This window comes from Lentzea indica (assembly GCF_012184385.1).
GTDB classification, from domain to species: Bacteria; Actinomycetota; Actinomycetes; order Mycobacteriales; family Pseudonocardiaceae; genus Lentzea; species Lentzea indica.
Map to the genome: position 1 here is coordinate 1 of NZ_VSRL01000463.1, position 3,218 is coordinate 3,218.

The window sequence follows — 3,218 nt, forward strand, 5'->3', positions numbered from 1 at the left end:
CCGACCGGCATGGCCGCGGTGCTCGGCGGCGACGAGCAGGAGGTGCTCGCGCGCCTCGAGGAGCTCGGTCTCGTGCCCGCCAACCGCAACGGCGCCGGCCAGATCGTCGCGGCGGGTCCGCGTTCCGCTCTCGACGAGCTCGCGGAGAACCCGCCGGGCACGGCGAAGGTCCGCAAGCTGGCCGTCGCGGGCGCGTTCCACACGAAGTACATGGCGCCCGCAGAAGACGCTGTGCGCGCGCGTGCCGCCGAAGTCACCACGCACGACCCGTTGATGCCGCTGCTGTCCAACAAGGACGGTCAGGCCGTCACCGAGGGCACCGAGGTGCTGCGCCGCCTGGTCTCCCAGGTCACCAGCCCGGTCCGTTGGGACGTCTGCCAGGCAACCCTCGTCGAGAAGGGCGTGTCCGGCTCGGTCGAGCTGCCGCCGGCCGGCGCTCTCACGGGTCTCGCCAAGCGTGCGATGAAGGGCACCGCCACCCTCGCCCTGAAGACACCCGACCAGCTAGAGAAGGTCGCGGAGCTCTTCGACACCGTTGGAGCCACTAAGTGACGACCTTCAAGGCCCCGCAGGCATCTGCGGGTAGCCGCATCATCGGCCTCGGCAGCTACCAGCCCGAGACGGTGGTGAGCAACCACGACCTCGCCGCTCGCATGGACACGTCCGACGAGTGGATCCGCGACCGCGTCGGCATCGCGAACCGGCGCATCGCGGCCAAGGACGAGGGCGTCGTGGAGATGGCCGTCATCGCGGGCGTCAAGGCGATCGCGGACGCGGGCCTGGCTCCCGGCGACATCGGCGCCGTGATCGTGGCGACGTGCACGATGCCGTCGACCATCCCGAACGCCGCCGCCCAGGTCGCCGACAAGATCGGCGTGAAGGCGGCCCCCGCGTTCGACCTCAACGCGGCGTGCGCCGGCTTCTGCTACGCCGTCGCGACCGGCGCCGACATGGTCCGCGCGGGCACGGCCCGCAACGTCCTCGTCATCGGCGCGGAGAAGCTCACCGACTGGACCGACCAGGACGACCGCTCGACCGCGATCATCTTCGCGGACGGCGCGGGTGCCGTCGTGATCGGCGCCAGCGACGAGAACCAGATCGGCCCCGTCGCGTGGGGCTCGGCCGGTGACATGGCCGAGGTCATCTCCATCACCGACCGCGACTCCTTCATCCACCAGGAAGGCCAGACGGTCTTCCGCTGGGCGACGACCCAGATCGCGCCCGTCGCGATCCGCGCCGCCGAACTCGCAGGCGTCGAACTGTCCGATGTGGACGTGTTCGCCCCGCACCAGGCGAATCTTCGGATCATCGAAGCGATCGCCAAGCGCCTGCGCAACAATGGTGCGCGCGAGGACCTGAAGGTCGCTCGAGACATCGTCGAATCCGGCAACACCTCCTCGGCCTCGATCCCCATGGCACTGGACCACATGAGGGCGGCGGGCGAGATCTCCAGCGGAGATGTGGTGCTGATGGTCGGGTTCGGCGCAGGCCTGTCCTACGCGGGACAGGTGGTCCGGTGCCCATGATTTTCACCGTTTCAATCGAAAGGGAACTTCAGTGAGCGACAACGTCCTTACCGGTCTTGCCGAGATCGTCGAAGAGGTCGCCGGCGTGGCCGCCGACGACGTCACCGCTGAGAAGTCCTTCGTGGACGACCTCGACATCGACTCGCTGTCGATGGTCGAGATCGCCGTCCAGGCGGAGGACAAGTTCGGCGTGAAGATCCCGGACGACGAGCTGGCGAACCTCAAGACCGTTGGTGACGCGGTGAACTACATCACCAGCAACAAGTGACTTCCGGCATCGAGGTCGTCATCACCGGGCTGGGTGCCACCACCCCGCTCGGCGGTGACGTCACGTCGACCTGGGACGCGCTCCTGGCCGGCAAATCCGGGGTCCGCCCCATGACCCACGACTGGGTCGAGAAGTACGACCTGCCGGTCAAGATCGCTTCACAGCTCGTCGTCGACCCGACCGAGGTGCTCCCCCGCGTCGAGGCACGGCGCCTGGACCGCTCCGAGCAGGTCGCCATCGTGGCGTCCCGCCAGGCGTGGTCCGACGCCGGCCACAACGACGACACCGTCGAAAAGCAGCGCCTGGCCGTCATCATCGGCACGGGCATCGGCGGCGCGATCACCCTGCTGACCCAGGACGACCTCCTGGAGACGCAGGGCCTGCGCAAGGTGTCCCCGCTGACCGTCCCGATGCTGATGCCGAACGGCCCGGCGGCCCACGTGGGCCTGGAGCTCAAGGCTCAAGCAGGCGTGCACGCCCCGGTCTCCGCCTGCGCGTCAGGCGCAGAGGCCATCGCGTGGGCCTACCGCATGATCAAGGCCGGCGAAGCCGACGTGGTCGTGGCAGGCGGCGCGGAAGCGTGCATCACGGCGATCCCGGTAGCGGGCTTCTCCCAGGCCCGCACCATGAGCACCCGCAACGACGAGCCGGAAAAGGCGTCGCGCCCGTTCGACACGGCCCGCGACGGCTTCGTCCTCGGCGAGGGCGCGGGCGTCATGGTCCTGGAACGCCGCGACTTCGCAGAGGCCCGCGGAGCCAAGATCTACGGCCGCCTGGCAGGCATCGGCACCTCAGCCGACGGCTACCACATCACCGCCCCGGACCCCGAGGGCGTCGGCCAGTCACGTGCCATCGCCGCAGCCCTGCGGTCCGGCGGCATCGACGCGTCCGACGTGGGCCACGTGAACTGCCACGCCACGTCCACCCCGGTGGGCGACGTCGCGGAAACCGTGGCAATCCGCAAGGCGATCGGCGACCACCCGGTGCTGACCGCCCCGAAGGGGGCCCTGGGCCACCTGCTTGGCGCAGCAGGCGCGGTGGAGGCCATCATCACGGTCCTCTCGATCCGCGACGGCATCATTCCCCAGACCCTGAACCTGGAGAACCTCGACCCGGCCGTCACGCTCGACGTGGTGGCGGGCGAACCCCGCAAGATGAAGCTGGAAGCCGCGGTGAACGACTCGTTCGGCTTCGGCGGCCACAACGTGGCGCTGGCCTTCACTCCGGCCTAGCAACACCCAAACAACGCCCCGGTCCGCTGCGCGGACCGGGGCGTTGTGCTTGAGGGGGAGCCGCCGCGATGGCGCAGCCGAGCAGTCCGCGACGGCGCAGCCGAGCGCGCTTTTCACAAAGCCAGTAGGTGGGGTGGTCCCGTCACGAGTCGCAGGCGAAGCCCTGCCGCGCTCGGGATCTGGGGTCAAGTC

4 protein-coding genes are annotated in these 3,218 nt (G+C 69.5%); all 4 read left to right on the forward strand.

Annotated features, from left to right (window positions below):
- Positions 1-552, forward strand: a 552-nt coding sequence (locus tag FXN61_RS48360; RefSeq protein WP_167980481.1) for an ACP S-malonyltransferase, incomplete at its 5' end; no start/stop codon positions are given.
- Positions 549-1,526: a beta-ketoacyl-ACP synthase III gene (locus tag FXN61_RS48365; RefSeq protein WP_167980482.1), complete on the forward strand. Its 978-nt coding sequence runs from the start codon at positions 549-551 to the stop codon at positions 1,524-1,526. The genes FXN61_RS48360 and FXN61_RS48365, both read left to right, overlap by 4 nt.
- A gap of 31 nt (positions 1,527-1,557) precedes the next feature.
- Positions 1,558-1,794 carry an acyl carrier protein gene (locus FXN61_RS48370; protein ID WP_089950824.1) on the forward strand — a complete coding sequence of 79 codons (237 nt, stop codon included), beginning with the start codon at positions 1,558-1,560 and terminating at the stop codon, positions 1,792-1,794.
- Positions 1,791-3,026, forward strand: a complete 1,236-nt coding sequence (fabF, locus tag FXN61_RS48375) for a beta-ketoacyl-ACP synthase II (protein WP_167980483.1) — start codon at positions 1,791-1,793, stop codon at positions 3,024-3,026. Before FXN61_RS48370 ends, fabF begins: the two co-directional genes overlap by 4 nt.
- Positions 3,027-3,218: the final 192 nt, after the last annotated feature.